Here is a 25,124-nt window from a genome sequence, read left to right on the forward strand (position 1 = left end):
CGCGTACGTGTCGGCGCGTCTCTCTGTCCCGGTGTGCAAGCGGTGATCCGGTTCGCGTATTCCGGCGCTGTACGACGCGGGCCCCGGTGGGAGTTTTCGGGCGGCCCTCTCAACTGAGAGAGGTTTGTCATGGATCTGACTACAGGTTGGTGGGGAGCTCCGGCGGTCGCCGGGGTTCAGCCGGGTGTACCGGCTGGTGGATCTGAAGTGGCCGCTGTGCGGGGGCTTGTGGCCCCGCTGCTGAGTGCGGCGTTCTCCACGGTGACGATCCCGGCGGGTACGACCCCGCTGGGGGTGGCGGTGGCGCCGAACGGCAACGTCTACGTCGGCAACGCCAATTCGGGCAACGTGACGGTGATCAGCAGCGCCACGAATACCGTCCTGGCCACTGTCCCCGCCGGATCGGACCCGGCCATGATCGCGGTGGCGCCGAATGGCAACGTCTACGTCACCAACCAGAGCTCGAACAACGTGACGGTGATCAGCAGCGCCACGAACACGGTCCTGGCCACCGTGCCCACGGGCGGGGGCCCGTTCGCGCTGGCGGTCGCGCCGAACGGCAACGTCTACGTCGGCAACAGCACGTCGAACACCGTGACGGTGATCAGCAGCGCCACGAATACCGTCCTGGCCACCGTCCCCGTCGGCGCGGTCCCGGACGCGGTGGCGGTGGCGGCCAACGGCAACGTCTACGTCGCCAACCGGAACGCGAACACCGTGACGGTGATCAGCAGCGCCACGAACACCGTCCTGACCACCCTCCCCACCGGTGGTTTCCCGGGCTATGCGGCGGTGGCGCCGAACGGCAACGTCTACATCGCCAACCAGACCTCGAACAACGTGACGGTGATCGACAGCGCCACGAACACCGTCGTGGCCACCGTCCCCGCCGGCACGGTCCCCGGGGTGATCGCGGTGGCGCCCAACGGCAACGTCTACGTCACCAACACCGTCTCGAACAACGTGACGGTGATCGACAGCGCCACGAACACGGTCCTGGCCACCGTTCCCACGGGCGGGGGGCCGTTCGGGGTGGCGGTGGCGCCGACCGGCAACGTCTACGTCGGCAACAGCAATTCCAACAACGTGACGGTGATCAGCAGCGCCACGAACACGGTCGTGGCCACTGTCCCCGTCGGCGCGTTCCCGTTCTCGGTGGCGGCGGCACCGAACAGCAACGTCTACGTCACCAACGCCAACTCGGCCAACGTGACGGAGATTTCGCCGTTGACGGTGACGCCCTCGCCTGCGGCGCCGGCGTGCGGGCAGCCGGTGACGTTCAGCATCTCCGGGGGGACTCCGAACGGAACAGCGGTGGTGGACTTCGGGGACAGCAGCCCCACGGTCACCGTCCCCCTGGACGCCACCGGTAGCGGGCAGACCACCCACACCTACACCGCAGGTTCGTTCACCGCGACCGTGAACGGCAACCCCACCCCCGTCACCGTGAGCCCCAACTCCACCACGACGACGCTGTCGGTGACGCCGAACCCCTCCACCTGCGGTCAGACCGTGACGGTATGCGCCACCATCACCCCGGACGCGGCCACCACCACAGTGCCGACCGGCACGGTCACCTTCACCCTCCCCAACGGCCAAACCCAGATGGTCCCCGTCAACGCCTCGGGGCAGGCCTGCTTCACCACCTCCGCCCTGACCACCGGCACCCTCACCGCCGCCTACGGCGGTGACAGCTGCTTCACCGGCTCCTCCACCAGCACCCCCGTCACGGTGAACGCCACTCCCACAAAGCTGACCGGGCAGCCAGGCACGATCCGGCTCCGGCTGACCCCGCTGCCCGAGTTCTACATCCCCACCCTCAGCGCCACCCTGACGACCACCTCGGGGATGCCGGTGGTCGGCCAGCCGGTGACCTTCACCGCCACCACGCTCTTCGGCCCGGTCAACCTCGGCACGGCCATCACCGACGCCAACGGCACCGCCACCATCCACAACGCCGTCGTCCCCGTCTTCGTCGTCGCCACCCCCTTCTACACCGCCACCTTCGCCGGCAACTCCTGCTACACCGCCGCCAGCGACCACGGCATCCTGCTGTTCATCCCCATCCCGGGCTGATCTCACCAGCCCCGAAACCCACGCCGAAGAACAGGCCAACGGCGACCGCGGTGCCCACCCGTGAGGAGGACGTGGGCACACGCGATCGTGCGCGGCCTTGGCGGCGGTTCAAGCGGTCGAAGTGATCGCTCGGGCGACGGTCTCGATGGCTGGGGCGGGGCGGCCGGGGAGACGTGCCACGAGCACCCAACGGATCTCGGGGGTGCGCCGTCGACGCGCAGCAGGCTCACCCCGGGTGGCAGCACCGGTGAGAGCCCGGACGGCACCGTCGTCACGCCGAAGCCGCCGGCGCCCAGCTGAAGCTTCGTCAGCCAGTCGCGTGCGGAGTGGATGATGCGCGGCCGTCCGGGCAGGCCGGGCCAGACGCCGAGCAGCGACTCGGAACTCGACGACGGGGCGGCGATCCACGCGGCGGCGACCAACTCGTCGACATGCATCGTGCTTCGTCTTCCGAACTCCTCGGTCGAGGGCACTGCCACGACCAGTTCGGTGTCCGCGACGATCTCGACGTGCAGGCGCGGCGAGTCGCCGTCGAAGGGGCGGTGGGGTGGGCGGGACATCAGCACGGCGAGGTCGAGCGAGCCCGCGCGCAGCGCCCGGATCAGAGGAGGCGTGGTGCCCTCGCTGGTGGTGACCGTGATCTGCGGGTCCGTCCTGCCCGGAGGCCTGCGGCCCCTGCGTGACCCGGACGTCACGGAGGAAGGGGGCGGGTCTCTTGCGGCCGGACAGTCCTGCGGTAGTGGGCCTCCCTCACGTGTCCTTCCAGGTCAGCGCCTACGGGAGGAGCCGCCGCTTGCACTTTACCTTCCGGAAGGTAAAGTAGAGCCATGACAGGAAACGCAAAACGCCAGATCCTGGACGGCGCGCTCGATCTTCTGCGCGCAGAAGGGGGTGGCGCGATCACTCTGGCCACCGCGGCCAAGCAGGTCGGGCTGACCAAGCCGGGGCTGATGTACCACTTTCCGACGAAGGAAGCCCTGATGCTCGGCGTCGTCGACCACGTCGCCGCCCGGTGGGAGCAGCTCCTGCTCGACCGCTTGGGGCAGCCACTGGAGACGGCCTCGCCGCACCAGCGGATCCGCGCCTACGTCGAGGTGGCACTGGCCGCGGAGTTCGATCGCGCGGACTTCGCGATCTACTCCGACGCCCTGTACCGCGAGGCCCTCACCGCGGCCTGGGTGCGTCGCTTCGAGGGATGGCTCGACCTGCCCGACGACCTGCCTGCCGCGGCCCGGGGCAGGCTCACGGCCGCACGACTGCTGGCCGACGGCTACTGGATGGCCGCCGCAACCGACGTCTTCCCCGCCCAGGCACAAGACCGCGCACAGGTGATCGCGGTCGCCGAAGAACTCCTGAAGGACGAGAGCGCCTCATGAGGAAATGGCTGCTGCTCCTCGCCGCGATCCTGCTCGAAGCCACCGCCACCGTCTCCCTGCGAGCGGCCCTCGACCACCCGGCCTGGGTCGCCGTCGTGGCGATCGGCTACATCGGTTCGTTCGCCGCCCTGACCTTCGCCCTGCGTCAGGGAATGGGCCTCGGTGTCGCCTACGGGATCTGGGGCGCCTCCGGCGTCGCCCTCACCGCCATCCTCGCGACGCTCATCTTCGGCGACCCGCTCACCGCAACCACCGGCCTGGGGATCGCCCTGGTCATCGGCGGCGCGCTGTGTGTCGAACTCGGCTCTCAGGCAGCCCACGCCCGTAAGGAAGGAATAGCCTCATGACCTTGGTCTACCTGGCCGGCGCCATCCTCTCCGAGGTCGCCGCCACCCTGTCGCTGCGCATGGCCGCGCAGGCCGACAACAAGAGGAAGTGGTTCATCGGCCTGGGTGCCGGATACCTGGCCGCCTTCGTCCTGCTCACCCTCGCCCTGCACGGCGGACTGGCCCTCGGCGTCGCCTACGGCATCTGGGCGGCCTCCGGCGTGGCCCTGACCGCCCTCGCCTCCCGCATCCTGTTCAACGAACCCCTCACCAAGGTCATGAGCCTCGGCATCGCCCTCATCGTCGCCGGCGTCCTCACCATCGAACTCGGAGCCGTCCACTGACGCGACCGCCGGAAGGCCCCGCACGAAAGCCCTCCAGCGGCGACGCCAAGACACCAGCCGCCTACCGCCCCACGACCGCCAGACCGACTCCCACGAGCCGCTCAGCGATTCGCCCGGGCACCGCCTGGAGCCGCGGCGCCGGAGCCAAGCGCTCCTGCCGGAGGTGACCGGTGCCACGCCCCGTAGACGGCCAGCCACCCCTTCTTCTGACCCGGTGAGTTGTGGGGGAGGTCAGGCCGGTTCGGTGTAGCCGTTGAGCGCGAACGGGGTGGCGGTCACCGGCTGATCCCGAGTCATGTTCGGGAAGGCGCTCTCGCGAATGAGTCGGTAGTGCTGGCTCGCCTAGACTCTTCGCCGGGTGGCTTTGATCTGGGGGAGGGACGAGCACCATGGATGATGACGTGCAGACGCGTGTCTCGGCATACGCCATCGCGGTGGAAGAAGAGCAGCTGCTCCTGGCCCGGTTGTCGGACGCATCACCCATCTTTGCCCCAGGACTGTGGCACCTGCCGGGCGGAGGAATCGACCCAGGTGAACAGCCTGTGGAGGCCTTGGCGCGTGAGCTTCTGGAGGAGACCGGTCTAGAGCTGGCCGCTGCTCAACTGCTCGACGCGCGGACGTACGCAGCGCAGCGACACGGAGTCAACTGGAGCCTCACTGCACTGTTCTACGCCGTTGACCTCAAGGCCGGGGCACTGGCGGTGACCGAGATCGACGGTTCCATTGATGCGGCGGTTTGGACGCCCCTGGCGGACCTGCGCGACTCCATGCTGTCGCCGGCGGCTTCCGATGCGCTTCGGATGCTGCAGTCCACACGGACAGAGCACTGATCACAGGCCTTCGTTGAGGACTGCGACCAGCACGGTTGCCTAATAGCGTGAGGTTCAAAACCCTCGACTCACCCGCCGCTGCACAACGACCGGGTCGAAGCAGAACGCGGCCTCCGCGTGGCTTAGTTACTGTCGTGCAGCACAAGGCTAAGGGGTGGTTTGGAATAGTCGATCGATGTCGCCGTTCGAGGTCTGACGGATCAGATCGTAGCGTAGCGCATAGGCCTGGAACTCGGTCGGCAACTGGTATAGGCGGTAGAGTTCTTGGCGCGGATGCTGGGTGGTGAAGAACAGGTTCAGGTATTCGTCCACCGGGATCAGTTGCTTGTGGAATCCGGCGTCCAGCAGTTTGCCGGCGCCGGCCAGGGACAGGGCGTAGGCGTGGGTGCAGTAGGAGTAGCCGGGACGTACCAACTGGTCATTCACGCGTCCCTCCTCCTGGTGTGCCTGGACCTTGTTGCGGCCCAGGTAGAGCAGGTCGTAGTCGAGCTCGATCCGAAAGTCTTGAGGGATACTTCTGGGGATGTTGAAGTCCTCTTCCAGAATCAGCGCGTACCCTACTTTGGCTGAGCGGATTTTCTGCCAGACGATCAAGTGGGACAGCGAGCAACCGATCTCGCCCGCACTCACCGGGCGGTTCCACCAGGTATTGCTACTGTCGATTTGCCAGTCCGCGTAGACCGTGACCGGCGCGGCAAGTCGGCCTTCGTGGGCAGTTCCGCGCACGGCGTCGATGAATTCCACTTTGCTGATGTCGAAATTGTTTTGTGCCAGGTATTGGATACAGCGAGCGGCAAACTGCAGTTGCCGCTCGCGCAGGATGATGATGTAAATCTTGTCGAAGTCGATCAGGCGCATTGCAAACTTCTTTGCTGCCAGGCCCAAAGTGTGGGCGACGATTCTGCCCGTTGAGTATTCGGGCACCAATCCAGCATTTGCCGCGCCAAATCGGCGTTGGCGACCAGGCGCTCGGGATCGCCCACGCGCGCCAGCGCTCGGGTCTGCGCCACCGGCCGGCCGCTGATCCGCCCTACGACGGCGATCACTTGCTGTACCGAATGGCCCTGGGCGCTGCCCAAGCTAATGGCGCGGCTGACGCCACCGGCATCGAGGCTCGGTAGACCCGTGAGGCGGAGGTGTCGGGCTGGTGGTTGCACTCGCGCGATGTCGAGTAGTCGGCGGGCTGGCCTTGTCCCGCACCTGGCAACGTAGGAGTTCCTGGATCCGGCGGTCCAGCCTGTTCCCCTCCTGCCTCAGACCGAAGTAGCAGAACACCGCGGGCCAGGCTGGTGAGTCAGGTGGCAGGAGGCGCTGCTGCCAGCCCGTCCGGTCCTGATAGAAGATCGCGTTCACGTCCTCCCGGAGGCGGTCGCAGGGCCCGGGATCTCCGGTCGCCGGCCGCGCCCTCCTGTCCTGCTTCGAGCGACCACGAACCGAGAAAAGGTCAGACTTAACGCCCCTCATAGATTGAGCACGTCGCCCTTGTACCTGCCGGTCCAGATCACCAGCGCATACTTGGTGCCCGAGGTGACTTCACGGCCCTCGTGGCCATGCGTGACCTGGCCCGGCCAGAGCGCCATTTTGCCGACCGCCAGATCCATGGTGCTGTAGCCCTGGCGGTAAAAATAGGTGTCGCCGCCCTCGTAGTCGTCGTTGAGTTTGACGATGCCCGAGACCAGCGAGGCGTCCACATGGCAAGCCAGGCTTCTTTGGGAGCCCGGGGAGTACTTGATGATGAAGACGTCGCGCAGACCGTGCATGGTCATCGGCGCCCAGTACTTGGTCAGGATTGGGTTGATGTGCAGTCTGAAGTGTGTTTCCAGGCGGTTGTAGAGGTGCACGTCCAGGGCGCGGATGCGCATTTCCTGGCCGGGAAAACTGTCGCCCGGCATGGCTTTCCACTGGCCTTGGGCCTCGGCCATGTGCAGCAGTTTTGTGCAGTCCTCCGGTGTCAGGAAGTCGATCGCGATGATGTCGCGCTCCAGGACCTCGTAGCTCTGGTCTTGGGATTGGAAGACGATCTCATCCGCTTCCGTGAAGTAGTTCTTGCAGAGCTGCTCAAAGGCCTGCTTGTCGGCCCAGCCGCCATTGCCGTGCAGGACGCCTGGGCTGCTGTCTGTGACGCTGTTGTGCAGAAGCTTGTCCTCGGTCAGGCTGACTTCGGCGCCGGCCGCTGACAGGCACTGGAACAGTTCGGCCCGGGTATCGAGCGCGGGTCGCAGGTGCGAGTCCTCGTAGTGCAAATACTGGTACTGCATGTACAACTGGTCGTCCGCCGCGTCGGCGATGGGCGGGGCGAGAAATTCCTTCAAGGCGAAGGCGTAGCCCATGTAGACGCCGCTGTTGAGGAATCGGTAGCCGCTCGCGGTCTCGGCGAAGCGCGGCGCGACCTGCTGGTCTGGCCAGCAGATTTTTTCGGCGCCAAAGACGATGTCGGCCTGGAAACGCGCAAAGCGCTTCAGCATCTGCTCCAGCGACTGTGTCAGGAGCACGTCGTAGCCGTCGACAAACAGCACGATGTCCGTGTCGGCACAGCGGTCCAGAAACGTCCTCATCAAATTGAGTTTCTGTCCACCACCGGGGCCCGTCATGTCGCCCCCGTGCCAAGCCACGTTGCGGCCCAGATTGGTGACGGCGATGTTCATCCGCGCCGCGGAAACAAACAAGGCCTGGGCCCGGCTTTCGTCGCTGGCGACGGTGACGACATGGACTTCTTGCAGATTCATGACACCTTCTTGTTCACATCCCGCCCCGTTGTGGTCCTCCAGACACCTGCCGCGGCGCGGGCCGACTGGGTAGCGATGATCACGCGAGACGCGTCCTCTAATCGGCGGCCGGCCTTTTCCCGCACCTGGCAGCGCAGGAGTTCCTGGATCCGCTGGTCCAGCCCCTCTCACGCCACAGTCAGAAGTAATGGAACATCGCTGACCAGGCCGGGAAGTCAGCTGACAGGAAGCGCCGCTGACGGCCCGCCCGGATCCTGATAGAAGGCCGCCTGCCCGATAGGTCGTTGAGGTACAGCTCTCTCCCCGTCCCGCAGCTCAACGTGCACATGCTCGCCAAGCGGCTCCGACGATGATCAGCATCACGATCGGGCGAACACGAAACGAGGCAAATCAGACTCACGGCGCCACGCTGAACCTCAACAGGTGGACCAGGTTCGAAGCTCCGCAGCCCACGGCGAAGCTTCGAACCTCAGGACCGAGACCCGTGCAGCGAGCCGCCAGGGTCCGAGGTCATCCGTCCCCCTACCAGGAGGGGCCAGGGGGGCCGGGGGGCCCGGGGGGCCCGGGGGCTCCTGCATCGCCCTTGGCACCGTCCGACCCGGGGGTACCGGGGGTGCCGGGGGGCCCGATGGTGCCGGGGGTGCCAGGGGTACCGGGGGGCCCAGGAGTGCCGGGGGAGAGCACCGCCCCGAGCAGGTCGCCAAAGACGACCGGGTGGTAAGAGTTCGTGCTGCCACATGAGTTCGGCGCCATCGCTCCGGAGGCGATAGCACACAGGTTGCTGTGCCGACGCTGAGTAACGTCGTGAGAGTCCCTGTGAATCTTGTGAGACTGTTGATCGATATTGTTGGAGTCCACCTGGACATGGTGAACGCCATGAGCATGGTGAGCACCCGAGTCAGCAATGGCCCAGCCTGCGTCCGGGAGCACAAGCCCGCCCGCCGCGGCCACAATATAGGCAGCTTGCCTTAGCAATGTCCCTCCTTGATAGGCGATATGGCCTGTGTTGAAGCCACAGACCTCACAACGACCAGACAAACGTCAAGGTGCGAATGGCCCTCTCAATTCACCTGTTCCGCTTACGACACCTGACGGGGCAGGGCGATTCACCGCTCGAGGCAGCTGACGATGCCAGGGAAGTGCCACCGGCTGCCAGGAGCGCTGGTGGCATGTTTCATTTCGTCAGACTTCCTGCAGGGGAGCCGACCTTGTAGCGGTTCGCGGCTGACGGTGAGCAGTTCAGCTCTGATCAGCTTTTCGGGCTCGTCGAGCGTGGCCGTTCACGGCGTGAGAAGGATGTGGCGTCGGAGGAGGTCGAGGTTGGCAGGTCCGTAGCCTTGGCGTTCGAGGAATGACCGCAGTTGACGTTGCCTTAGACCGTGCCGCTCAATTTGGGCAGGGGCAGAGGGGCGAGCCATTGGTCACGGCGTCGTGGTCCTTGCGGAGGCTGCGGGCGGAGCTACGTAGGGGGCAGCTCGCTCTGCTCAGTCGCAGTGATCCAGCTCGGTAGGAGGTGGCCGTCGAGATTCGTCATCGTGCTGGCGAAGCCCCCGATGTTCCGTGTCAGAGCGCCGAGTTCGGTGCAGCGGACCACGAGGCGCTTGAGGAGCTGCTGGCTGGAGACGAGGTTGTCGGGGTGGCGGGTGAGCCCGCCGACGACCTGCCGGACGGTGGGCGCCGCGGTCCACTTGGGCGACGGGGCGTCCGCGGAGCGCAGGGGCTCCAACCACCTCGGACGCTGCGGCTGAAGCCACGATGGCCGCAGCGTTGGCCTCAAGAAGCCGGCGTTCGCTGTCGGTGCAGCTCTCCTGCCGGTGCAAATTGCGGAACGAGGCCCAGGGCTGCAGCATCCTGCGGCTCTGCCGCGGCGGGCAGATCAGTTCCTCGACCATGGCGGTACTCGCGTATTTGCGTACCACCTTGCGATCCATGTGCAGTGTCTTGGCGATCACTCGCAGGCGACACCCATGCCATACATCTCGCGCACCGCGACGAAGTGGCCTCGCGTGTTTGCCGCCCGCTTGCCCTCGATCGCCGGCGGTCGACGGACTGCTTCGTCACGTCCCGCTCGGCCTCGTCCTGCGGCGGCGGGATGAGGAACCGACGGTGTGCGTCGACGCCATTCTCAGCTGTCGTGCACAGGTTGAGCCGCAGAGGGAAGCGGTCCGCGGTCTGGATCACGTCCGGAGCGGCGGTGCCGACCGCCGTGGCGTGGGACCTGACCCGGTACCGCCAGACGATCTCGTCCCGGGATGCCGCTGAAGCCAGGAGGTGAGCGTCTGGCGGTCCGATCCGGCGGAAAGTCGGCCGTGCGGCGGGCGGCCGCCGGAGTCTGAGTCACCGCCCTCTCAGCCCCGGCAGCTGCCGCCATCGCGGACGAAGAGGGATCGGCAGCGGCCCGGCGCAGGAGCTCCTGCCACACCGGCCGGTGGAGGCCACCGGCCCGTCAACCATCCACCCACGCGTGATAGTTCTCCGGCCACGACGTTGCCACAGCTGCCACCGGGACGGGCCGCTCCAACACCTCCAACAGCGCCACTGCCAGGTTCTCTCCGGCCGGCTCGTCCAACAGACGGTGCAGCTCGTCCAGTCACCCCATCGTCTGCTCCACCTCTGGACGAACCTGCCAACGCTTCTACCAGCGCCTGCGCCGCCTTCAGATACAGCAAGCGCCAGTTGGGCACCACCTCCCGCACCGTGTAGATCCCCAGTTGGCGAGTCGCCCACGACCTCGCCTTGGCGGGAGGCGGCCTGGTGCTGCGCCGGGGAGTGGTCAGCCTGTTTTTGCCACTGTCCGTCGAGGGGCCCCGTGAGACGAGCAGTTGCCCGGTACAGACCCCGACGGACGTCAGAGCGTGACGCCTTCGAAGGTGATGCGCTCAACCTTGCGCTGGTGTGGCCAGTAGTCGGCGACCGGGTAGTGCTGGGTCGCCAGGTTGTCCCAGAGTGCGATGTCGCCTTCCTCCCACGCGAACCGGCACTGGAACTCAGGCCGTGCGGGCAGTCGGTGCAGTTCGTCGAGCAGCTCTCGGCTCTCCTCGATGGACATGCCTTCGACGTGGGTGGCTGTGACCTGATTGGTGAAAAGGACAGTCTCGCCTGTGAAGGGGTGAGTGAGTACCAGCGGGTGGGAGCACGGCGGATACTTCTCGTTCATGTCCTTGAGGAGTTCGGGGTTAGAACCGAACACCATCTGAAAGCCCTGCGCCCAGTCGCCCTGGAAGCTCTGAGCCCAGTTGTGGACAACCCGCATCTCCTGGATGCGGGCCTTGGTCGAGTCATCGAGCGATTTGTAGGCACTTGCCATGTCGGCCCAGCAAGTGTTGCCACCCAGGGGCGGCATCACCAGGCCTCGGAGAATCGAGGCGAACGGGGGAGCCTCACGCCAGGTGAGGTCACTGTGCCAGCGGTTGATGTTCCTCGTGGTCGACTCATCGTGGTAGACGCCGACAATCTCCGGGTACTCACTGTACGGCTGGAGCGGTGAGAGGCCTCTGACGATCGGGTCTCTGTGGGACTTGAAGGGGTGGATGTCGACAGCGCCGAGCGATGTGCTGAGCGCTTTGGCGACTTCTACGAATTGGTGCTGATCGAGATGCTGCCGCTTGAAGAAGACGACCTTGTGCTTCAGCAGCAACTCCCGGACGGTGAGAGCCAGATCAGGGTCGGCCGTGTCGAGTTTGTAATCCTCCACAACTGCGCCCAAAAACGTGCCGAGTCTTGTCAGTTTCATGCATCTTCTCCCACTACGCTGATATCGACCGAGTGCGAATCGGTACACTTTGGATATCTCGCCTAACCGCAGCGGTGCTCGGACCGGCGAGGGCGAACGTGCTAATCATTCAGCTCGGCCGTAGTGAAGTCACGCTGCAGCAGATCCGGCACCGGCGTCGCCGACGGATCCGGAAATGTGATGGCGCCTTATGCGCTTGAGATCGACTCACTTCTCGGCCTCTGGCGGCTGGGCAGTGACCCACGGGCCCTTACGCGTCGTCGGACTTGGAGTGGATCCCGTGGTCCGCCCCGCCAGCTCAAGATCATCCCGAGCCAGCCCGGGCGGCCACGCTGGCCACCGCCGGCAACCGGAATGGATGCTCATGCGTCCGGTGCGGTCGCTTGGCGAAGGCGCCGCGGTGATCCTCAACGGATTGGAATCGGCCCCCGGACCTTGGCTGCCATCGCGAACTCACCGGCGCCCTGCCAGCGCTGTGGCTGTACCAGCAACGAGCAATACGGCGGTTAGCGCGCTGTGAGGCAAATTGCCCTTACTGCTCCGCTCACCGAACAGCTGCACTCACATGAGCTCGTGAGTGGTGGTCCTGTGATATCTGGTGGCCTCGCGCAGGGACGGATCGTGAGCCGAGGTGACTGATCTGGTGGGTCGGCAAGTGCTCATGGCCAACATGGCGGTGTTGATGCAATGTTGCATGCAAATTCCTGCACTGGCGGGCCAGCATCGATGAAGTTATGTCTCTGCATATTCCGCAACGCACGTCACACCTGGACTGATTGTTCGCTGGCGTTGACCTCACCGCATTGGCTGACGGCAACACGATGACGAGGTGAAATGAGTGCTGGTAAGTAATGGCCAGTCAGGTCCGAATGGCCGCAGTCGGTGGACTGCGGACCTCCGGACCTCAGCGCTGGGGCATAGGAGGAGTCCCCAGGCTCACGGTCAGCGTCCCCTAGAGAAGGGGAACGGCGGCACCGGGGGAGAGTACTGCCCCGAGCACGTCGCCGAAGATGACGGGGTGGTAGACATTCGTGCTGCCACACGAGTTCGGCGCCATTGAACCGGTGGCGATGGCACACACCCTGGTGCGGCTGTTTTGAATAACATCGTGGGAGTCCCTGTACACCCTGTGAGACTCTTGATCGATGTTGTTGGAGTTCACCTGGACATGGTGAACTCCACGGGCGTGGTGGGCGCCCGAGTCGGCAATGGCCAAGCCTGCGTCCGCGAGCAAGAGCCCGCTCGCCGCAGCTACGATATAGGCGGCCTGCCTGAGCATTATCCCTCCTTGGTCAGCAATGCGGTCCTGTCAATGAGACCACAGACCCACAACGAGCAGCGAAGAAACAGGGTGCGAATGGCTCCGTCGATTCACCTGTTCTGCTCAATGGCGCATGGTGGAGGAAGCATCGATGGGCTGTTCGGTATGTGGCTGACGGTGCCAGTGAAGTACCCCGTCCAGACGGAATGCCAACCATGCTGGACAGGACCCGCCCCCGGTCGGCGGAGTGGCACACGAGTGAAGGCGAATCCCTCTGGAGTAACGTCCCGCCAGATGGGTCGTTGTCGATATGGCGAGGGGCCAGCCGATCATTGGCCACGTCACCGTGATGGCATGACGTGTCTGCTGTGATAGCGCGGACACTTGGTCGGGGAAGTTCTGGGAGGCACGGCCGCCGGAGATCCCGAAGGGCGTCCAGGGTGCTTTCGGTCGAGCGTGGCCTTTGGTTCACCGGACACTTGGGTGGGTTATCGGCGGCGCCATCCATTCCGTTTTCCCTTGCGTGGGCCGGCTGTGAGGGCGGTTCACCGATTCTGACTGTTGAGGGTAGGCAGCATGACTTCCGAGGCGACCATGGCACGGTCGGACACCACTGTTGAGGCGTCGGAGGCACCGTCGTTGGTGTCCATGGATGCGCTGTGGCGGTTGCCGGTGACGGTGTGCCGCATCTCCAATTTCCTGGGCGAACGCGCGTCCGGCGCCTTGTTGGAGCGCGCCATTGCCTCGGCTTCGGGTGCTTTGCCGCCTTCCACGGTTCGCGTCAATCGGGAGGTGGATCCGGCGATGCGCAGGTCGCGGTCGGATGGTGACTTCGCGGTGCCTGAGTTGCTGTCGGCCATCGAGGACGTACGGGAGGCGGTCGAGCAGACGTTGGGAGTGTCCTGTGAGGGCACCGAGCCCAGTTACGGCCTCAATGTGCACAACGACGGCGACTTCTATCTACCGCATCAGGACACCGGTCCCGGGCCGGCCGCACAGCGCTTGCTCACGTTCGTGTATTACCTGCATCGCACACCGCGCCCTTTTCAGGGCGGGCATCTGCGGGTGTTCGATGTCGTGCTGCCGGTGCACACCGAGGGCGCCGCGTCCTGGGAGGACCGTACCTGGCGGGACTGGGAGCCCGAACACGACAGCATCGTGTTCTTCCGCCCCACCGCCTGGCACGAGGTGCGGAAGGTCAGCTGCCCGACCAAGGAGCCCGCGGACAGCCGCTTCGCCGTCAACGGCTGGCTGTGCCGCCCGGAAATCCCAAACCCCCGCTGAGGGACAAGGCCACAGATTTGCGCCCCGACGCGCGAACGCCTCCAACATCGCTGTTCCGCGATGCTGGGGGCGTTCGTCGCCCGTGGCGACCTTGCGCCTCGGTGTTCACCGGATGTGCACCGGGGAGCCGGGCGCTTCACGCCCCGGTGGAGACCCGTCAGGCTATTTGTCGTCAATCGATCGTTTGCCGACAGGCAGCAGGCGCGTCCGGGTGTTGTAGTCGGGACAGACTGCTGTCTGCCATCGGTGAACGCCACCCCGAGCGGGCGCAACGGTCATTACCGTCCAGACTCATGACAACGATTACGACGCGCACGGTCGAGTATCCGGCCGACGGTTTGACGATGATCGGGTACCTCGCGCTCCCGGCCGGTGTCGACCGCCGGCCCGCGGTGCTGCTCGGACCAGAGGGCACGGGGCTCAGCGATGTCGAGCGCCGCCGAGCGGATGCCCTCGCGGAGCTGGGATATGTAGCGCTGGCCTTCGACCTTCACGGTGGGCGCTATTTGGGGGACCCCGAGGAGATGCTGGCCCGCTGCATGCCGCTGCTCGCCGACCCCGACCGGACGCGAGGCATCGGCCAAGCGGCGCTCGACGTGTTGCGCACCGAACCGCGAACCGACCCCGACCGGATTGCCGCCGTCGGCTACGGCACCGGGGGCGCCGTCGCTCTGGAACTCGGGCGCGACGGCGTCAACCTGCGCGCGATCGCGACAGTCAACGGGCTGATCACGGGCCGACCGGGCGAGGCGGCGCGCATCCGCTGCCCGGTATGGGCCGGGGTCGGGTCGGAAGACCCGATCATGGCGCCCGCCCAACGGGACGCGTTCACCGCAGAGATGCAGGCCGCGAGCGTCGACTGGCGCCTCGTGGTCTACGGAGGAGCCCTGCACGCCTTCCACCATCCAACGGTCGACCACACCGTGCGTCCCGGCGTCGGTTACCACCCACGGCACGCACAGCGAGCCTGGCATGACATCGTCGCCCTGCTCGCCGAGTGCCTGCCCGTCACGGATTGATCCGATCGGCTCCTGATACTCACTCCTGCCCGCCGTCGTCGTCTCGTCCAGTTCTGGGGCGTCCGGGTCGCGCAGCGGGCGCAGGGCGCCGGCGGCCGGGGTGGAGGCGGTGAAGCTGTAGCGGCCGAGCGGCGGCCTTCCAGACCGCAACGACCGGCGTCTTCGCGTCACCCGGGTACCTATGGGAGCAGCCAAGACCGGCTCCTTCCTGGTCTTGGCTGCTCCCCGGGCGGTTCACACTGGCTGAGAAGCGGTGGCGTGCACAGCGCTGCTGTTGTGCGATCCCGGCGCACGGGTCGGGTATGGGTTGGGCACCGGTCAGAGGCACACCTGGAGCTCGCTGGCGCCTGGCGTCGAGGCGGGTGTTGGCTGGTGGCGAAGAATCTGCTCGACGGTCGCCCAGGGGACTCCTGCCACGCGGTAGAGCGTCGCGCGGCTGGTCAGCGGTCCGGAGGACAGCTTCGCCGTCCTCCACTGCCAGGTGATCTGCTGGTCGCGGGTGACCTCGATGGCCCTCCCCACCTGAGCCTCCGTCACCAGGACATTCCCGCTCGGCAGCAGCTCGCATCCGCCTGCGCACGCCGTGAAGGACGAGGCACGGTATTCCCAGATGATGGTGCTGCTGGTGGGGTCAACTTCCAGGGCTCTGGAGACCCCTGTCGCCACTCCATTGTCGAAGACCAGCACGTTGCCATTGGGCAGCGCCGAGGGCTGATGTTGCGCGGACAGCTCGCCAGGGCCCCACCACCACAGCACCCTCGGGGTGTCGAGATCGAGGACTGCCACGAGATCCAGGTTCCGCATCGAAACGAGGACATGGCCGCGCTGCCACAGCCCGGCCGGGTGCGCCTCAAGGATTTCCAACGTGTTCGTGTGCAGCACGTCGCACGGCTCTCCCATCAGCTGTCGCAGCACCTGCAGCGCACGGCTCTGCGGTCCGCTGTAGGTGCCGGATGCCAGCAATGCGGCTTGCTCGGCATCGAGTACCAACTCTGCCCGCTCAAAGCGATTGTGCCTGCGGGCCACCTGGTCCTGCACCATGGCGGACAACGCGGGGTCGGTGGAGAGGACATCGAGCAGCGAGATGTCGCGGACCTGCCGGCCGGACGCGTCCAATACGGTGACAGCGTTATCCACGACGGTGCGGGCGCGGCCGTCCACGCTGATCTGCCGCGGGACTTCGGTCAGTACGTAGACTCCACCGCCAGGCGCGAGGGCTACGTCGTGGTGTGCGGAGACGTCGGCCTGCCAGACCAGGTTGGAGCAGACATCCAACTTGAGCAGCGCGCGCATCGGGACAATCGCGAACAGGCATCCGTCGGGGCCGACTTCGACGTGGTTCCAGCCCCGCATGAAGCTTGGCGGATCTTCCTCCACGGGCATTTGGGCCACATCATTGCTCCAGGTGTGGACCTCAGTGCCGTGCCGGTCGAACAGCCGCGCGTACGGCTTGGGATAGGAGGAGGACGGGGAGAAGACGAAGTGGTCGACACTGTCTGCGGGGTCGATCACTTCTGGATTGTGCTGCTGATGCGGGTGCAAGGCGTTCTCTCCTGTTTCTTTGGGGGCGGGCCGGTCGATTTCAGTGGTGTTCGCTCTGGCACGGCGCGGAAGGCGCTGCCTGAGGGCTGTCCGTAACTGCTGTTCACGGTCCAGATGTTCTTGATGTGGTTGGTGTGCTCACGGAGTTGGAGCCGAGCCGTCCTGGACAGCACCGTTCGGCGGGTTCAGCCCGCGTCAGTTCGGTGGGCTGATCTCAGCGTTGTGGCGCGAGGGCGTCGACCTGGTCAGCCAGGGCCGGCCCTGGTACCTGCGGCTGGAGGCCCGGGTGCTGTTGGTCGCCCCGTGTCGTCATCGACGCCGAGCCCCGACTCGTCGTCGCCGTCAGCCGGCCGTTGCCCGGCGACCGCAACGAAGGTCATTTACGGGGATGCGGTTAGGCGGTTTCCGAGCCCGGGGAGGATTCCCCTCGAACGCTGTGCTGAGATCTTCAGCTGCCGCCAGCACAGTCCCGCGGAGTAGGTATCGCCCCGGACGGGTTCGATGAGCACGAAAGAGCCGGTGTGCGGTGAGTGGGCATAGGCATCCAAGGCGAGCGGTTCGGAGGTGCGCAGATGCACCGTGCCGATGTCGTTGGCCCGCAGTTCGCCGGAGCCGGTGCGCTGCTCCAACGTGGCGATGTCGAGCCGGTCGATGATCTCCGTGACGAGGGCCCGGACCGTCCGGCTGCCGTGTTTGAGCAGGAGGCGGTCACCGGATCGGAGCGGGTGATCGTGCAGGTGACAGACGGTGGCGCGAACCTCCCGTGTGGTGCGGGGCACATCGTGTCCGGACGCGATGAGATCGCCGCGGGGGACGTCGAGTTGTCCGGCGAGTCGGAGGGTGACCGACTGCGGGGCCCGGGCGATGTCGACGGGTCTACCCAGTACGTCGATCGCGTCGATCGTCGTGCACTGTCCGGAGGGGAGGACTGTCACGGCCTCGCCGACACGGAACCGGCCGGAGGCGATCCGGCCCGCGTATCCCCGCTGGGGACACGTGGTCGTTCCGGAGCGGAGCACGTACTGGACCGGGAAGCGTGTCGGGCCTTTGGACAGGTCGGGTCGGGCGGGGGTGGTCTGCAGGTGGCTCAGCAGGCTGGGCCCTCGATACCAGGTCATGCGGGAGGAGGGGCTCACGACGTTGTCACCGGTAAGCGCTGAGATGGGGATGGCGGTGACTTCCCGCGCGCCGAGGATCGCGGCGTGTTCAGTGAAGTTCCGCGCGATCCCGGCGAATGTCTGCTCGTCCCAGTCCACAAGATCCATCTTGTTGACGGCCAGGACCAGTTGGGGGACGCGAAGCAGCGCGGAGATCGCTACATGGCGCAGGGTCTGCTCGACCACACCGTTGCGCGCGTCGGCCAGGATGACCACGAGGTCTGCGTGGGAAATGCCGGTGACCATGTTGCGGGTGTACTGGACGTGGCCCGGGGTGTCGGCCAGGACGAAACGTCGTCGCGGCGTCGAGAAGTAGCGGTAGGCGACATCGATGGTGATGCCCTGCTCGCGCTCCGCCCGCAGCCCGTCGGAGAAGAGGGCGAGATCGGGCTCCGTCCCGTCTCGGTCCCGCGATGCACGTTCAATGTCGGCGAGTTGATCAGTGTGCACCGACCTCGTGTCGCACAGAAGCCGACCCACCAGAGTGGACTTGCCGTCGTCCACCGACCCCGCGGTTGCGAAGGACAAGAGGGAAGTAGCGTCCGGGGTGGTCATGGTCAGAAGTACCCCTCGCGTTTGCGGTCCTCCATCGCGGCGGTCGAGAGTCGGTCGTCGGCCCGGGGCGCGCCACGTTCGGTCAGCGAAGAGGCCGCGATCTCCGCGATCACCTGTTCCGCGGTCACGGCGGTCGATTCGATCGCACCGGTGCACGACATGTCGCCGACCGTGCGGTAGCGCACAAGTCGGCGCTCGACCTGCTCGCCCTTGCGCGCCCCGCCCCAGCTGCCCGGTGCCAACCACATGCCGTCCCGGGCGAAAACCGCGTGCTGATGCGCGTAGTAGAGGAACGGAAGCACGATGTCCTCTCGGGCGATGTACTGCCAGACGTCGAGTTCCGTCCAGTTGGACAACGGGAAGACACGGACGCGTTCGCCGGGTGCATGCCGGCCGTTGTAAAGCTGCCAGAGCTCGGGGCGCTGCCGCCGCGGGTCCCAGCCTCCGAACTCGTCGCGGAGGGAGAAGACCCGCTCCTTCGCGCGGGCCTTGTCCTCGTCCCGGCGGCCGCCGCCCAGGACCGCGTCGAAGCGATGATGCCTGATGGCGTCGAGCAGGGCGAGGGTCTGCAGGGGGTTGCGGGTGCCATCAGGGCGTTCGCGCAGCCGGCCGTCGTCGATGTACTCCTGGAGGGACGCGACATACAGACGCAGCCCGTGCGCGGCGACCACGCGATCCCGGTGGTCGATGATCTCGGGAAAGTTGTGCCCCGTGTCCACGTGGAGCAGTGGGAAGGGCATGCGCGCAGGAGTGAACGCCTTGAGCGCGAGATGCAGCATGACGCAGGAGTCCTTGCCCGAGGAGAAGAGCAACCCGGTGTGCTCGAACTCGCCTGCCGCCTCCCGGATGATGTGCACCGCCTCCGACTCCAGGACGTCCAGATGCGACAGTTCCGTGGCCACCGCCGCCAGGGCCTCGACGGTCACCGCCGGGTCACTCCCCTTGCGATCAGCAGCTCGTACACCATCTCGGCTGACTCCTCGGTGCTTTGCAGGTGCGCGTCGACCCGCAGGTCCGGTGCCGGGGGCGGCTCGTACGGATCGTCAACGCCCGTCAGACCCGAGATCTCGCCTGCAAGTTGCCGGGCATAGAGGCCTTTGACATCGCGCCCGGCACAGACCTTGAGGGGGGTGGCCACGTGCACCTCGATGTAGGGCGTGCTGGACTGCTCGTGTCGTTTTCGCACAGCGGCACGGCTGTCCGCGTAGGGGGCGATGACCGGGACCACTGCGATGACGCCGTTGCGGGCGAGGACCTCCGCGACCAGACCGACGCGCTGCACGTTGACGCACCGGTCGGCCCGGGAGAACCCGAGACCGGCCGACAGGAGCGCACGGTTCTCGTCGCCGTCCAGGACCTCCACCCGGCGAGAATCCGCTCGCAGCAGTTCGGCCAGGGAGTTCCCGATCGTTGACTTTCCTGAACTCGGTAGACCCGTGAGCCACACGGTGGCGCCCGGCCGACAGGTACAGACACCCATGGATCCAGAGGATGGGTCGATCACGCCGAAATCAACGAACGGATCAGTGGAACGTCACCATCTGACTTCAGGCCCCTGACCGCGGAGTGACTCCTCGCCAGGTGCCTCGTTTCCCCAGTGGATGGGGGCCGCCGGATCACCGGCCACGCCGGTGACGACCGTGACAGTCACAGGGTGACCGCGTTGGACAGCCGAGCGGTGACGCTTCGGTCGAAGTGCCGTGGTGGGCCACGTTCCGGCCGCGTGGTTTCACGCCCCGCCCCCTTGAGCGTTAGTGGCAGGGACTAAGCCACCAATGCCTCCTCGGTGAGCCGGCTGTGCAGCTCGGCTTATCCCCTAGCGAAGGCAGGTATCGATGACCACGCAGGACACCGCGACAACGGCACATGAGGCGACGGCGGAACCTTCGCCGGTGTGTACGGACGCTTTGTGGCGGCTCCCGGTGACGGTCTGCCGCATCACCAACTTCCTCGGCGAACAGACATCCGCAGCGGTCCTGCGACGCGCCATGGCCGCCGCGGACGGCCTCATGCCCCCCTCCACGATCGGGCCGGACCGGCAGGTGAACCGCGATATCTGGCGGTCCCGGTCGGGCCACGACTTCGCCGTACCCGAGCTGCTGTCGTGCATCGACGAGGTGCAGGAAGCGGTCGAGCACACACTCGGAGTCTCCTGCCAGGGCACCGAACCCACCTACGGCCTCATCTCGTACAACGACGGTGACTTCTACGCGCCGCACCAGGACAGCACGCCTGAGTTCCACCCGGAGCGCATGCTCAAGTTCGTGTACTTCGTGCACCGCACACCCCGGCCCTTCACGGGCGGTGAATTGCGTGTATTCGATATCGCCCTGCCCCTGCACACCGAGGGCTCCGTGTCCTGGGAGGATCGCACCTGGCGGGACTGGGAGCCCGAACACGACAGCATCGTGTTCTTCCGCCCCTCCGCCTGGCACGAGGTACGGAAAGTCAGCTGCCCGACCAAGCAGCCCGAGGACAGCCGCTTCGCCATCAACGGCTGGCTGGGCGCGCCTCACATGACTTCGAACTGACGCCGATCGAACTTGACGCACACGAAGCCCGTCCAGGACCTGACGACATGCGACTCTCAGGTTGAGCGAGGACGCGGCGGGGGAGCTGATCGCCGGATTCGGGCGCTGGAACCCCAATCGGTGAGCACCGGCTTAATTGCGGCGATGGACAGGGGCGGGCGAGCGTCTCCTGGACCAGGCCGTGGGCGGTGAACGCGGTCGGGCGGGGTGGGCTGGTGGAGGTCCGCCATGAATGCAAACGTGTGGCTGGGCCTCGGGGTCAGGGAACCAGGACGGTGAGGGAAGTACGTGTGAGCTGGAATCCGAGCTTTTCGTAAAGGCCACGGGCGGGATTGGCGTCACTCACCGCCAGCGCGATTTCTGCCAGACCGCGAGATGCGGTGCCTGCCAGCACGCGACGCAGGAGCACCGAGCCAAGACCGGCGTAACGGGAATCCGGCTGGCGGAAGACGTTGGCGATCCACGTGAGGCCGTCACGGTCAGTGACGACGACTCCGGCGATCACGTGGTCTGCTTCATCAACCGCCAGCACGCTGCAGGGCATGACCGGGCCCAGTATTTCGCCGGCGAGCAGCGGGGTCAGGCTTGTGTCGAGGGCGTGCTGGTCGCTTCCGTGGTGGTGATCCGCATGCTCGGGAGAAAAAGCGGCACGCCATGCCGGGAACAAGTCGGCGGCTTGACGGTCGCAGGGGGCGAGGCGGAGTCCGTCCGGCAGGCTGATGGTCGACCACTCGGGCTGGGGAGGGTCGGCGATCAGGTCGCGGCGCATGCTGTGCGCGTGCCGCATGATGCGGGCGCCGCGTTGGATCAGCTGTTCGCCAAGTTCTACAGATCCTGAAACGGCCCACCCTGACATGTCGGCGAGGATGGCCGGGACAGGATCGGGTCCCACTACCTCGGCGAGTTCGGCACAGGGATGTCCGTCGCGAGTGCCCTCGACGTAAGTCAGAGCCGGAAGTCCGTCGAGACCGATGAGGGTTTGGCGTTGTTGATCATGCTGAGTCGCTTTATGCATGTCTATCGATAGCAAAAAAGCTTTATGTGGGGCAAGGTGTGTGCATCCGTGCACCGCACTCTGTCGTCGGCGATCGGACCACGGCGATTTCGCCGAGTGCTGCGGCAGCTTGAGCTGCGGCATCTCGTCATCGCTCGCTCTCATACTCCGGGGCCGTGCTGCTCCCTCCGTTCCCTGCGGACGGAAGGAGCAGCGGGGGTGGCGCAGGCAGGGTCAGTGGAGCCGGAAGGGTCCGGCTCCACTTCTGCCTTGGTTCCGGCGCGGGCGGGCGCTCGTCCGTCCTCCGGAGCGGTACAGCGGGTGCTGCCGAACACATGCCGCTTCAGGGGCTTGAGGCCGTTGACGCGATCATTTGTGGGTGGCGGGGAAGTGGGCGGAGGGCGTGCGCTACCGCTTGGCGGAGCACGTCACCGGCTGGCCTGCTGCTCCCTTTTGTTGGTCCAGAACGCGGTCGCCTTCCTTCAGGAGGCAGTGCGCCACGCCTTTGCCGGTAGGTACGACCTTGATGCGTGGAGAGTGCCCGCCGTCTTCCTGGGTGCTCCATGTTGCTCCGCTCACCTTGGCCGGCGTGCTAACCGCGCCGTTGAGGCCATCGACGTAGTCGTGCCTGACGGATTGCAGGCTGCCCCCTTCGGTCCAGGCTTTGTACGTCACGTCGGAACTCTCGGCACCACAAGCCGTCAGGAGTCCGCAGGCGACAGCCAGCCCCGCCATCGTGGTGATGAGCTTCGTGGGTGCCGGTATGGGGAAGGTGGGCATGATGTGGCCTTTCGGTCGGTGAGTTCACTTGGGTGTGGGGTCGGGGAAGGATCTGTCGCCGAAGAGGACTCGGCTTGCCGCGGCCCGGCCGAACGGTGTGCGTAGCAGGGTGAATCCCGCTGCTGCTGTGGCAGGCGTCCGTACGCGGGCCAATATCCCGCGCAGCATGAGTCGGCCGCGGAAGTGGGGGCGGAGCGCGGCTCCGTCGTAGTGGGTCATCGTGTCCGGATTTCCGGTGCGCAGTGCGTCGTGGAGGACCTCGGCTGCGAGCTGCGACTGCCGTAGGCACGGGTCCAGGCCGCCGGCGGTGAGCGGGGAGACCGCGCCTGCCGCATCCCCCACGAGGAGTCCGTCGGCGCAGCTGATCCGGCGCAGCAGGCCGCCGACGGGAATGGGACCTGCGCGCCGCTCCACCTTCTCGGGACGTTCGATGCCGGTCAGTCCGGGCGCTGAGGCGCTGAACTGCTCCATCGCACGGCGAAGACCGTCCGGGTAGCGGTCGGCATAGCCTGCGACTCCGACGTGGGCGTGTTGCCCGTCGTTGATTACCCAGGCCAGGTAGCCGGGGGCGAGTGAGGGGTCGAGTACGCAGTGGAATGTCGGTGGCTGATCGCTTCCGGGGAGTGCGAAGACCTCTTCGGCTCCGACGATCAGGTGGTGGTTGCGGTCGAGAGCGAGGTCGCGGGCGACTCTTGAGCGGGCCCCGTCGGCGCCGACGATGAAGCGGGCCCGGACCGTGGTCGGTCCGTCGCGACCGGCAAGGTGGAAGGTGTTGCCCTCTCGGCCGGTGTAGCGCGTGCCCAGTGCGATGCGTACGCCGGCGTCGACCGCGGTGGCGGCCGTCGCTTCGTACAGTGGTCCCATGTCGCCCACCCGGTATTCGTCGCGGGGGCTGGTGAGGCTGACCGGGCGGCGCAGGTCAGGGGGGTAGAGGACCACGCGTCGGATCGGTGGTCCGAGGCAGTCGGGGGGCAGCGGGAAGTCGTCGAGTGTCTTCCGTACGAAGATTCCTGTGGTGCGGATCGCGCCGGCAAGGTTCGTTCGGCGTTCGACCAGGAGCACGTCGTGGCCTTGTCGGGCGAGGAGTGTGGCGGTGTTGAGTCCGGCCAGGCCGGCCCCGACCACCAGTACGTCGGCACTGTCTGTGACCCCGAGGCGGTAGGCGAGGCGTGCTGTCGTCATGTCTGCTCTGTTCGTTGTGGAGTCCGTCAACGGTGCGCGCGGCGGGCGCCGACCGGCGGCGGGCACTACGGCCAGGCCCGTGCCGCGATGAGGTGTGCGGACGTCGTCGTCAGGTCGTCACTCGGGGGCTTGCTGAAGATCAGGCGGAGCGGGGCGCGCAGCAGGGACGGTCGAGGGCGTCGCGCCTCGTGATCGTGTGCAGGCGGCCGACTACCGCGACTGCGGTCACCGCGGCGGGGAGCCGGCCGGGACGGATGCTCCGGATTCGTGCGCAGCCTTGTCCCCGTCACCGGGGCCGTCGGGCTCCCAGCGCAGCAGGTCTCCGGGCTGGCACTCAAGCACCTCGCACAGCGCGGCGAGCGTGGTGAAGCGCACCGCCTTGGCCCGGCCGTTCTTGAGCACCGCCAGGTTGGCGGGTGTGATCCCCACGCGGTCCGCCAGTTCGCCCACGGACATCTTCCGCTTGGCCAGCATCACGTCGATGTCGACGGCGATCGGCATCAGATCACCTCGGCCAACTCGGCCCCCAGCTGCGACGCCTCGACGTCGCGTGCGACGGCTTGTGCGAGCAGCATCCGCAGCACGAGCACGATGAGTGCGTTCCCGAAGATCGCCAGGCTGACCCCGCCCAGCAGGGCCACAACGCCCGGGGGAACGACATCGCCAGGCGCCAGGACCGCCCCGAGTGCGAGCACCAGGAGCGAGGCCGCCACGAACGCGCCCATCACGAGATGGACGTAGCGGAATGCGGCGTGGGAGAACACGGTTCCGCGTTGCGCCATCGTCACGAGCCGCCACACGCAGACCAGGACGACCTGGACCGTCACGACGCCCAGGATCGTGATCACGAGGACCGGAGTGCGGCGGTCCACAAGGATGCTCTCGTCCATGGCGCCCGTCAGCATTGCCACCATCACTGCCTGGGCGGAGACCGCCCCGGCGTGCAGTGCCACCATCACGGCGCGCAGCGCGAGCACTGTCAGCTTTCCCAAGGCCACTCCCTTGATCGAATCACGATGGAAAGCTATCGAATATCGATAGGGATGGCAAGCCGGGTCCGGTCGGCGGGATGGCCTGTGTGTCCCCTGGGGGCCCTGACGTAGTGGGGCCCGCCGGCTCCAGGGTCCGCGTGGAGCGGCTGGAGCGTGGCGTCAAGGTCGAGATCGGGGTGACTCTGAGTAACGGCTAGGGTAGGCGGGCCAGGCTCGTCGCCGACAAGCTCGGGGTACTGGCTACGCTCGCCGTCATCGACCGAGAGCGGGAGTGGGTATCCCGGGGGCGCCGGCGGATCGCGCGACAAGTCGCCCCGGGGGGTGGCTGATTCGCGAGCATCGTCGCTCATGGCCTCGGCGCGGCGGCCTGCTGGCCAAGGGGAGTGCGCGCTCACCGGCTGGGCCTTGTCTTTTTA

24 protein-coding genes and 1 pseudogene are annotated in these 25,124 nt (G+C 66.4%); 9 read left to right on the forward strand and 16 right to left on the reverse strand.

What is annotated here, in order from left to right; translation table 11 throughout:
* Nucleotides 1-216: 216 nt before the first annotated feature.
* A complete protein-coding gene (locus tag IEY78_RS01590) occupies nt 217-2,076 on the forward strand; it encodes a virginiamycin B lyase family protein (protein ID WP_229699620.1) in 1,860 nt (619 codons plus the stop codon).
* 2 nt (nt 2,077-2,078) lie between these two features.
* Here IEY78_RS01590 and IEY78_RS01595 read toward each other — a convergent pair whose 3' ends face one another.
* The gene (locus tag IEY78_RS01595) at nt 2,079-2,771 is read right to left on the reverse strand and encodes a LysR substrate-binding domain-containing protein (RefSeq protein WP_308426848.1); all 693 of its coding nucleotides are present in this window, start codon (nt 2,769-2,771) and stop codon (nt 2,079-2,081) included.
* Between the two features lie 132 nt (nt 2,772-2,903).
* On the opposite strand from IEY78_RS01595, the gene IEY78_RS01600 reads away from it, so the two are divergent.
* From IEY78_RS01600 to IEY78_RS01615, 4 genes are all read left to right on the forward strand, one after another.
* The gene (locus tag IEY78_RS01600) at nt 2,904-3,452 is read left to right on the forward strand and encodes a TetR/AcrR family transcriptional regulator (RefSeq protein WP_189095638.1); all 549 of its coding nucleotides are present in this window, start codon (nt 2,904-2,906) and stop codon (nt 3,450-3,452) included.
* Entirely contained in the window at nt 3,449-3,799 is a 351-nt protein-coding gene (locus tag IEY78_RS01605; protein WP_189095640.1) for a DMT family transporter, read from the forward strand. Before IEY78_RS01600 ends, IEY78_RS01605 begins: the two co-directional genes overlap by 4 nt.
* Nucleotides 3,796-4,122, forward strand: coding sequence for a DMT family transporter (locus IEY78_RS01610; protein ID WP_189095641.1), 327 nt, complete (start codon nt 3,796-3,798; stop codon nt 4,120-4,122). Before IEY78_RS01605 ends, IEY78_RS01610 begins: the two co-directional genes overlap by 4 nt.
* A 389-nt stretch (nt 4,123-4,511) precedes the next feature.
* Nucleotides 4,512-4,952 carry an NUDIX domain-containing protein gene (locus IEY78_RS01615; protein ID WP_189095643.1) on the forward strand — a complete coding sequence of 147 codons (441 nt, stop codon included), beginning with the start codon at nt 4,512-4,514 and terminating at the stop codon, nt 4,950-4,952.
* Between the two features lie 147 nt (nt 4,953-5,099).
* On the opposite strand, the gene IEY78_RS01620 is transcribed toward IEY78_RS01615, so the two are convergent.
* The 6 genes from IEY78_RS01620 to IEY78_RS01650 all read right to left on the reverse strand — a co-directional run bounded on the left by IEY78_RS01620 (nt 5,100) and on the right by IEY78_RS01650 (nt 12,690).
* On the reverse strand, nt 5,100-5,810 hold the full coding sequence (locus tag IEY78_RS01620) for a glycosyltransferase family 25 protein (protein ID WP_189095645.1): 711 nt from the start codon (nt 5,808-5,810) through the stop codon (nt 5,100-5,102).
* Nucleotides 5,801-5,998, reverse strand: coding sequence for a hypothetical protein (locus tag IEY78_RS01625; RefSeq protein WP_189095647.1), 198 nt, complete (start codon nt 5,996-5,998; stop codon nt 5,801-5,803). The genes IEY78_RS01620 and IEY78_RS01625 overlap by 10 nt, the downstream gene beginning before the upstream one ends.
* Nucleotides 5,999-6,412: 414 nt before the next feature.
* Nucleotides 6,413-7,678 (reverse strand): hypothetical protein, encoded by a 1,266-nt coding sequence (locus IEY78_RS01630; protein WP_189095648.1) that lies wholly within the window; start codon nt 7,676-7,678, stop codon nt 6,413-6,415.
* Between the two features lie 1,459 nt (nt 7,679-9,137).
* A complete protein-coding gene (locus IEY78_RS01640) occupies nt 9,138-9,404 on the reverse strand; it encodes a hypothetical protein (RefSeq protein ID WP_189095652.1) in 267 nt (88 codons plus the stop codon).
* 1,122 nt (nt 9,405-10,526) lie between these two features.
* A complete protein-coding gene (locus IEY78_RS01645) occupies nt 10,527-11,411 on the reverse strand; it encodes a TauD/TfdA dioxygenase family protein (protein WP_189095654.1) in 885 nt (294 codons plus the stop codon).
* A 952-nt stretch (nt 11,412-12,363) separates the two neighbouring features.
* On the reverse strand, nt 12,364-12,690 hold the full coding sequence (locus IEY78_RS01650; protein ID WP_189095656.1) for a hypothetical protein: 327 nt from the start codon (nt 12,688-12,690) through the stop codon (nt 12,364-12,366).
* 558 nt (nt 12,691-13,248) lie between these two features.
* Here IEY78_RS01650 and IEY78_RS01655 point away from each other — a divergent pair.
* Together IEY78_RS01655 and IEY78_RS01660 are read left to right on the forward strand one after the other, a co-directional pair.
* On the forward strand, nt 13,249-13,956 hold the full coding sequence (locus IEY78_RS01655) for a 2OG-Fe(II) oxygenase (protein ID WP_229699621.1): 708 nt from the start codon (nt 13,249-13,251) through the stop codon (nt 13,954-13,956).
* Between the two features lie 293 nt (nt 13,957-14,249).
* Nucleotides 14,250-14,975: a dienelactone hydrolase family protein gene (locus IEY78_RS01660; protein ID WP_189095657.1), complete on the forward strand. Its 726-nt coding sequence runs from the start codon at nt 14,250-14,252 to the stop codon at nt 14,973-14,975.
* Nucleotides 14,976-15,293: 318 nt separating this feature from the next.
* On the opposite strand, the gene IEY78_RS01665 is transcribed toward IEY78_RS01660, so the two are convergent.
* Nucleotides 15,294-16,487: an arylsulfotransferase family protein gene (locus tag IEY78_RS01665; protein ID WP_189095658.1), complete on the reverse strand. Its 1,194-nt coding sequence runs from the start codon at nt 16,485-16,487 to the stop codon at nt 15,294-15,296.
* A gap of 181 nt (nt 16,488-16,668) precedes the next feature.
* Between IEY78_RS01665 and IEY78_RS34090 the strand changes: the two are divergent.
* Nucleotides 16,669-16,818 (forward strand): annotated as a pseudogene (locus IEY78_RS34090) (IS5/IS1182 family transposase); the annotation flags it as partial.
* Nucleotides 16,819-16,897: 79 nt separating this feature from the next.
* Here the strand turns inward: IEY78_RS34090 and IEY78_RS01670 are convergent.
* Genes IEY78_RS01670 through cysC form a run of 3 tightly spaced genes read right to left on the reverse strand, consistent with a single transcriptional unit; the run spans nt 16,898 to nt 19,709 of the window.
* Nucleotides 16,898-18,229, reverse strand: a complete 1,332-nt coding sequence (locus tag IEY78_RS01670; RefSeq protein ID WP_189095659.1) for a sulfate adenylyltransferase subunit 1 — start codon at nt 18,227-18,229, stop codon at nt 16,898-16,900.
* A gap of 2 nt (nt 18,230-18,231) precedes the next feature.
* On the reverse strand, nt 18,232-19,155 hold the full coding sequence (gene cysD, locus IEY78_RS01675; protein ID WP_189095660.1) for a sulfate adenylyltransferase subunit CysD: 924 nt from the start codon (nt 19,153-19,155) through the stop codon (nt 18,232-18,234).
* On the reverse strand, nt 19,152-19,709 hold the full coding sequence (cysC, locus tag IEY78_RS01680) for an adenylyl-sulfate kinase (RefSeq protein WP_189095661.1): 558 nt from the start codon (nt 19,707-19,709) through the stop codon (nt 19,152-19,154). Before cysC ends, cysD begins: the two co-directional genes overlap by 4 nt.
* A 355-nt stretch (nt 19,710-20,064) precedes the next feature.
* On the opposite strand from cysC, the gene IEY78_RS01685 reads away from it, so the two are divergent.
* Nucleotides 20,065-20,760 carry a 2OG-Fe(II) oxygenase gene (locus tag IEY78_RS01685; RefSeq protein WP_189095662.1) on the forward strand — a complete coding sequence of 232 codons (696 nt, stop codon included), beginning with the start codon at nt 20,065-20,067 and terminating at the stop codon, nt 20,758-20,760.
* Nucleotides 20,761-21,019: 259 nt separating this feature from the next.
* Here IEY78_RS01685 and IEY78_RS01690 read toward each other — a convergent pair whose 3' ends face one another.
* The 5 genes from IEY78_RS01690 to IEY78_RS01710 all read right to left on the reverse strand — a co-directional run bounded on the left by IEY78_RS01690 (nt 21,020) and on the right by IEY78_RS01710 (nt 24,708).
* Nucleotides 21,020-21,898 carry a GNAT family N-acetyltransferase gene (locus tag IEY78_RS01690; RefSeq protein WP_229699622.1) on the reverse strand — a complete coding sequence of 293 codons (879 nt, stop codon included), beginning with the start codon at nt 21,896-21,898 and terminating at the stop codon, nt 21,020-21,022.
* A gap of 264 nt (nt 21,899-22,162) precedes the next feature.
* Nucleotides 22,163-22,534 carry a hypothetical protein gene (locus IEY78_RS01695; RefSeq protein ID WP_189095663.1) on the reverse strand — a complete coding sequence of 124 codons (372 nt, stop codon included), beginning with the start codon at nt 22,532-22,534 and terminating at the stop codon, nt 22,163-22,165.
* A gap of 24 nt (nt 22,535-22,558) precedes the next feature.
* Nucleotides 22,559-23,782: an FAD-dependent oxidoreductase gene (locus tag IEY78_RS01700; protein ID WP_373294041.1), complete on the reverse strand. Its 1,224-nt coding sequence runs from the start codon at nt 23,780-23,782 to the stop codon at nt 22,559-22,561.
* Between the two features lie 159 nt (nt 23,783-23,941).
* Complete coding sequence (locus IEY78_RS01705; RefSeq protein WP_189095666.1) at nt 23,942-24,217, reverse strand: helix-turn-helix domain-containing protein; 276 nt, start codon at nt 24,215-24,217, stop codon at nt 23,942-23,944.
* Nucleotides 24,217-24,708, reverse strand: a complete 492-nt coding sequence (locus IEY78_RS01710) for a DUF2975 domain-containing protein (protein ID WP_189095667.1) — start codon at nt 24,706-24,708, stop codon at nt 24,217-24,219. Before IEY78_RS01710 ends, IEY78_RS01705 begins: the two co-directional genes overlap by 1 nt.
* Nucleotides 24,709-25,124 lie beyond the last annotated feature (416 nt).

Origin of the sequence: Streptomyces kronopolitis, assembly GCF_014646275.1 — a bacterium.
Classification (GTDB): domain Bacteria; phylum Actinomycetota; class Actinomycetes; order Streptomycetales; family Streptomycetaceae; genus Streptomyces; species Streptomyces kronopolitis.